Raw genomic sequence first — 6521 nt, 5'->3', positions numbered from 1 at the left:
TTTCGGCATAATACAAGGCAGTACCTTTTCCGAATTGCGCCGCCGCAGTCTGGACGAGACGGTGGCCATTGGTTTTGATGGTTATGCCTTGGGCGGTCTCAGTGTCGGAGAGGGGCCGGCGGCCATGTATGAAGTGGTCAATGAATTCGGGCCGCAATTGCCGCCAGAGCGGCCGCGTTATCTGATGGGAGTCGGTACCCCGGAAAATCTGCTGGTGGCGGTGGCGGCCGGCATGGATATGTTTGATTGCGTGATGCCGACCCGCAATGCCCGCAACGGCATGTATTTCACCCATCGCGGGCCGCTGTCAATAAAACAGGCCAGGTTTCGCGATGATGCCGGCCCGATTGATGAAGCCTGCGACTGCTATGCCTGTCGCAATTTCAGTCGGGCCTATCTCAGGCATCTGTTTGTTTCAAAAGAGATTCTCTCTTCGGTTCTGGCGACCATTCATAACCTCAGGTTTTACAATCGCCTGATGGAGAATATCCGCGGCGCACTTGAGAAAGGCGTTTTTAAGCAGTATAAGCAGGGTTTTCTTGACGCCTATCAAAGGTGTGAGGATTTATAATTTTTTGTTTCAGAACTTTCCTGGTAATTCAAAAAAGAGGGGAATATTATGTTCGGTGTAGCATTTGCGATGGCACAGGGTGGAGAGGTCGGCGCCGCCGGCGGGCTTGAAGGAATCAAGGCGTTCGTGCCTTTGGTTCTGATGTTTGTGATTTTTTATTTTCTTCTGATCCGGCCGCAGCAGAAACGGCAGAAAGAGCATAAGGAACTTCTGGCCAACCTCAAGAGAGGAGATGACGTGGTGACCGCCGGCGGTATCATGGGGCGGATTACGGCCGTGGCCGACACCTTCGTGACCATTGAGATCGCGGAAAAGGTCAGAATTAAAGTGGCGCGCGGACAGATCATGTCGGTGATTAAAGGCGAAAGTGAAAAGGCCGCTTGAGGGTGGACTCAGGTTGAGGGCGGGCTCCAGGCAGATTCCGGGCTTGGCGAAGATAATTTTTTGTATGAGGTTGTTGGTTAATGATTAAAAGCGTGAAACTGCGGCTGGCGATTGTCCTGGTGAGTATCGTTTTGGCCCTAATCTACCTTTTCCCAACCATGAGTGATCGCGTTCCCGCCTGGTGGGGCAACATCTTTCCGACGGAAAAAATTCATCTTGGACTTGATCTGCAGGGCGGAATCCATTTGCTGATGGAAGTCGATGTGGAAAAGGCGCTTCAGGTGTCGACCGACCGAATGGTCGCCGGCGTACAGCGCCTGCTGGAAGAGGATAAAATCAAATTCAGCGAGATCATGCAGACGGAAGATATCGGCACGGTCCGGATCAAACTGGCGGAGGAGAGCGATGTCGAAAGACTGCGGAATCTCATGAACGAAAAGATTCCGGCCTGGGCGCACGCTTCGACCCAAGGGGCGATTGTCATCTACCGGGTTGAATCCGAGGAACGACAGCGCTTGGAAAAACTGGCGCTGGATCAGGCGGTTGAAACCATGCGCAACCGGATCGATCAGTTCGGGGTTGCCGAGCCCGAAATCAGATTGCAGTCCGATAATCGGATTCTGGTGCAGTTACCCGGCGTCAAGGATACCCGCCGGGCGATTGATCTTATCGGCAAGACCGCGCTGCTCGAATTCAAACTGGTCAGCGATCAGTACGATCCCGCCGAGGTCAGTCCGGCCCAGCTGGGGGATAAACTGGAGGTTCTCTACGAACAGACCCGTGATCCGGAAACCAATGCGATTGTGGCGAAACGGCCGTATGTCGTGGAAAAACGCAGTCTGATGACCGGTGAGTATATCGCCAATGCCAATGTTCGCTTCAACAGCGAATTCGGCGAACCCTACGTTGCCCTGGAGTTCAATGGGCAGGGCGCCAAAATCTTTGATGAGATTACCGGGGCCAATGTCAAGCGCCGACTGGCGATTGTCCTGGATCACAATGTCTATTCGGCGCCGGTGATTCAGGAGCGGATTTCCGGCGGACAGGCCCAGGTCAGCGGCCGATTTACCGCCAAGGAGGCCCGCGATCTAGCGATCGTCCTGCGGGCCGGAGCCCTGCCGGCTCCGATCAATATTCTGGAGCAGCGCTCCGTCGGACCTTCCCTGGGACATGATTCGATTCGCAGTGGAATTATCTCAATGGTCGTCGGTTTTATCCTGGTGGTCGGGTTCATGGTTGTCTATTACCGTCTCAGCGGTCTGGTGACCAACCTGGCCCTGATTCTGAACCTGCTTTTTGTCATGAGTATTCTGGCCCTGGTTCAGGCGACCTTGACCTTGCCCGGGATTGCCGGAATTGTTCTGACCATCGGTATGGCGGTTGATGCCAACGTTCTTATTTACGAGCGTATCCGTGAAGAATTGCGGTACGGCAAAACTCCGAGAGCCGCTCTTGACAGTGGCTACGGTAAAGCCTTTCTGACGATTATGGATGCCAATATCACGACCTTGATCGCGGCAATCGTCCTCTATCAGTTTGGGACCGGTCCGATCAAAGGGTTTGCGGTTACCCTCTCTTTGGGAATCGTATCAAGTCTTTATACGGCGATCTTTGTTACCCGGTTGGTTTTTGACCTGGTGGCGGCCCGCCGTCCTCTGAAAAAATTAAGTATCTGATTGGTAGAGAATCCTGGAGATGAGTTACTATGCGGTTTTTTGATTCAGATAAGATGACTGTCGATTTTGTCGGCAAGCGTCGTTTGTTTATAATCCTTTCAGCGATCGCCATCATGATTGGTCTGGCCTCGCTGATGTTTCGCGGCGGGCTTAATTACGGTATCGATTTCGCCGGTGGTACCATGGTGCAGGTGCGTTTCGACAAGGCCGTGGCGGCCGATGAGATTCGTCAGGCCCTGGCCCCGGTGGACATGGGGGATATTTCCATTCAGAAATTCGACGACCAGAGTACGAATGAGTTTTTGATTCGGGTCGAGCAGTCCAAGAGTGACCTGGTCGGACTTTCCGACGAAATCAAGCTCATGCTGGACAAGGTCTTCGGCAGTGAAAATGTTGATGTCAGGCGGGTCGAGATGGTTGGCCCCAAGGTCGGCAAGGATCTGCGGCGTCAGGGCCTGCTGGCGATTGTCTATGCCATGATCGGCATTCTGATTTATATAACCCTGCGTTTTGAATTTCGCTTCGCCCTGGGTGCTGTGCTCGCCCTGGCCCATGACGTCATGATCACGGTTGGCGTCTTCGCCCTGCTCGACAAGGAGTTTTCGCTGCCGATCGTCGCGGCGTTACTCGCGATAGTCGGTTATTCGCTCAATGATACGATCGTGGTCTACGACCGGATTCGAGAAAATATGAAAAGCGGGGGCAGACTTGATTTCGTCGGGGTCGTCAACAATTCCATCAATCAGACCATCAGCCGGACTATGCTGACCTCGTTGACGACCCTGTTGGTGTTACTTAGTCTTTTCTTTCTGGGCGGCGGAGTGATTCATGATTTTGCTTTTGCGATGATTGTCGGGGTCGTGGTTGGAACCTATTCCTCGATTTTTATCGCCAGTCCGGTGGTGATTCTGATGCAGGCCAAAAAAGGGAAATGATTCCATGCTCAGGGTGAGCGAGATCTTTGCCAGTTTACAGGGGGAGTCCACGTTTGTGGGGCTCCCCTGTGTTTTTGTAAGGCTTGCCGGTTGCAATCTCGCCTGTCGTTATTGTGATACCGGTTACGCCCGGGAGGCGCTTGCCGGAGAGCGGCTGTCTCTGGATGAGATTGTTGAGCGGGTGATGGCTTTTGGCCTTGATCTGGTTGAAGTGACCGGAGGAGAGCCTTTGTTGCAGAGTGAGTCTTCGGCATTGATTCGTCTTCTGCTGGAAAAAAAACTGACGGTTCTGGTTGAAACCAACGGCTCGCAGGATATCAGCACCATTGATGCAAGGGCGCATCTGATTATTGATGTCAAAACTCCGGGCAGTGGTATGGCCGGCAGTTTTCGGCGACAGAATTTGGCTGCTCTGCAAAAACATCATCAAATAAAGTTCGTTTTATGTGATGAAGATGATTTTTTCTGGAGCGCCGAGTTTGTTGAAAATTTTCTGCCGCCCTGGATCGAAGTGCTCCTTAGTCCGGTAACGTCTTCCCTGCCGGCGTCTCGCTTGGCCGAGCTGATGCTGGAACGTCGGGTCAAGGCCAGATTACAGCTCCAGCTGCATAAAATCATCTGGCCGGCCGACGAGCGTGAGCGGTAAATATTCAGGTTGTCCTTTGGGGGTTCGCCTGATTCAGAACGTTTATGAAAACAGTTGAGTAGAAATTATGATGCAGGCTGAGCAAAAGAAAAGAGCGGTTGTTCTGCTGAGTGGCGGGTTGGATTCGGCGACCGTCGCGGCGATTGCCAGGGAACAGGGTTTTGCTCTGTATTGTCTGAGTTTTCGCTACGGTCAGCGTCATGCGGTTGAAATCGAGCGGGCTTGTCGGCTGGCAACCTTTTTTGAAGTGTCTCAGCACTTGATTCTGAACCTTGATCTGGGTCTGATTGGGGGGTCGGCGTTGACCGACAGGACGATAGCCGTTCCCAAACAAGGCGAAGGGCTGGGGTCGGAGAAGATTATTCCGGTTACCTACGTTCCGGCTCGTAATACCATCTTCCTGGCTTACGCGGCTTCATGGGCTGAAGTTGTCGGAGCCCGGGACATCTTTCTCGGGGTTAACGCCCTGGATTACAGCGGCTATCCCGACTGTCGTCCGGAGTATCTGGATGCCATGGAACGAGCCGTTAATCTGGGGACTCGGCAAGGGGTTGAGAATCCAGGTTATTTTCGATTGCAGGCGCCTTTGCTGACCCTGCAGAAAAGTGAGATTATTCAGCGTGGAAGCGCGTTGGGCGTTGATTACGGCCTGACCATTAGCTGTTACGATCCCGATTCGAAGGGCCGCCCCTGCCGCAGTTGTGATAGTTGCCGTTTGCGTGAAAAAGGTTTTCGCGCGGCGGGTCTGGTTGATCCGGTGTTGCAGGAGCCGGGCTGAAAGACTTCTTTCCGGAATTTCCTTTGCCCGGCTCCTTTTCCGACTAATCCCGATTGCCACCCATGATACGCAGCATCATCAGAAAAAGATTGATGAAATCAAGATAGAGGGTCAACGCTCCGAGAATGGTGCTGTTCCCCGACGCGCCCGCCAGCGCCAGATGCTTAAGACGCTGGGTGTCGTAAACCGTCAGCCCGACAAAGACCAGGACCCCGATATAACTGATCATCATGCTCATCTGCGAACTTTGAACAAAAAGATTGACCACCGAGGCGATGACAATGCCGATCAACCCCATGAACAGAAAGCTTCCCATTGAGGTCAGGTCACGCTTGGTGAGCATGCCGTAAGCGCTGCAGGCCACGAAGGTTGCGGAGCAGATAAAAAAGGTGGACGTAATGGTTGAGCCGGCGTAGACCATGAAAATTGACGAGAGGGTCGCGCCGTTGAGTAATGAGTAGAGCAGGTAGAGCATGGTGGCAGTGCTTTTTTCGAGTTTTTCAATCCGGGCCGCAAGTGTGAAAACCAGTCCCAGCTCGCCTAAAATCAGGCCGTAGAAAACCAGCTTGTTGCCGAAAATAAGGCTCTGCATGGCCTGACTGTTGGCGACAAAAAAGGCGACAAAACCGGTCAGGGCTAAGCCGACCGCCATCCAATTGTAGACTCCATAAATAAATTCATTGACTGCAGTGATCTCACGTTGGTTTCGTAGGCTTACGGTTTGCATAGACTAACTCCTGATAAGTTGATTCGTTTGATTTTGCAGGCGGTCCGGTTTGTTTTTTTCGAGTCAGATGACAACCTGAGTAAAAGTCTGATTCTGACAATTTCTCACCGGGCAGCCTGGTTTGTTTAAGGCGGATGAGATCATTTTTCCGCTAATCTATAGCTTGAAATCCCTTTTGTCAATCCCTCGGTGATTCGTGACAGGCTGTAAGCTCCGCTTTATCCAGCAGCCTGATGGCCAGTCGAATGACATCTTCGGCGGTAACTATTCCCACCAGCCGCTTATCTTTGTCGATGACCGGCAGACAACCGAATTTTTTTTTCAGCATGAGTCCTAACGCCTCACGCAGGGTGGTTTTAGGGGTCGTGGTTTCAATCTCGGTTCGCATGACATCGCCGATCAGGATGCTGCGCTCCAGTTCACTTTGTTCCAAGGGGTCAATGTCCGCCAGTTTTGAAATCGAGTAGGCCAGAAGATCACGGTGGCTCAAGAGACCGATAAACCTTCCTTGATCATCCAGGATCGGGACATGACGCACATTTACGGTTCGCATCAGCAGGCGAACGACATTCAGAGTCTGTTTGGCTTGCAGAGGGAAAACATCCCGGGTCATGATGTCGGCAACGTATTTCATCAAAAAAACAGCTCCGGTCCGGCAATTAAAGGTTGGGTCTTCAACTTATGGTTGTGATACTCTAAAATTGATCAGTTAAAGAGCTAGTGATTACGGAAAATTGACCACCCACAGCGACCTTTTCTGTATATGGTTTTTAAAACCATATACAGAAAAGGTGAAAGGATGCT

The 6521-nt window shown here is 52.1% G+C and carries 8 protein-coding genes; 6 read left to right on the top strand and 2 right to left on the bottom strand.

The window, feature by feature from the left end:
- The 6 genes from ENN66_03825 to queC form a co-directional block, all read left to right on the top strand.
- The coding region (locus tag ENN66_03825) for a tRNA-guanine transglycosylase (GenBank protein ID HDS15736.1) at positions 1 to 571 on the top strand (571 nt) is incomplete at its 5' end.
- Positions 572 to 619: 48 nt separating this feature from the next.
- A complete protein-coding gene (yajC, locus tag ENN66_03820) occupies positions 620 to 955 on the top strand; it encodes a preprotein translocase subunit YajC (protein ID HDS15735.1) in 336 nt (111 codons plus the stop codon).
- 80 nt (positions 956 to 1035) lie between these two features.
- On the top strand, positions 1036 to 2631 hold the full coding sequence (secD, locus tag ENN66_03815) for a protein translocase subunit SecD (protein HDS15734.1): 1596 nt from the start codon (positions 1036 to 1038) through the stop codon (positions 2629 to 2631).
- A gap of 53 nt (positions 2632 to 2684) precedes the next feature.
- Positions 2685 to 3566, top strand: coding sequence for a protein translocase subunit SecF (secF, locus tag ENN66_03810; protein ID HDS15733.1), 882 nt, complete (start codon positions 2685 to 2687; stop codon positions 3564 to 3566).
- 4 nt (positions 3567 to 3570) lie between these two features.
- Complete coding sequence (locus ENN66_03805) at positions 3571 to 4212, top strand: radical SAM protein (GenBank protein ID HDS15732.1); 642 nt, start codon at positions 3571 to 3573, stop codon at positions 4210 to 4212.
- A 67-nt stretch (positions 4213 to 4279) separates the two neighbouring features.
- A complete protein-coding gene (gene queC, locus ENN66_03800; protein HDS15731.1) occupies positions 4280 to 4990 on the top strand; it encodes a 7-cyano-7-deazaguanine synthase QueC in 711 nt (236 codons plus the stop codon).
- A 43-nt stretch (positions 4991 to 5033) separates the two neighbouring features.
- On the opposite strand, the gene ENN66_03795 is transcribed toward queC, so the two are convergent.
- Positions 5034 to 5717, bottom strand: a complete 684-nt coding sequence (locus ENN66_03795; GenBank protein HDS15730.1) for a Bax inhibitor-1/YccA family protein — start codon at positions 5715 to 5717, stop codon at positions 5034 to 5036.
- 178 nt (positions 5718 to 5895) lie between these two features.
- Complete coding sequence (locus tag ENN66_03790; GenBank protein HDS15729.1) at positions 5896 to 6351, bottom strand: CBS domain-containing protein; 456 nt, start codon at positions 6349 to 6351, stop codon at positions 5896 to 5898.
- Between the last annotated feature and the right edge of the window lie 170 nt (positions 6352 to 6521).

The organism is Pseudomonadota bacterium, assembly GCA_011049115.1.
Lineage (GTDB): Bacteria > Desulfobacterota > Anaeroferrophillalia > Anaeroferrophillales > Tharpellaceae > DSCM01.
This window is presented reverse-complemented; position numbering and strand designations above follow the sequence as displayed.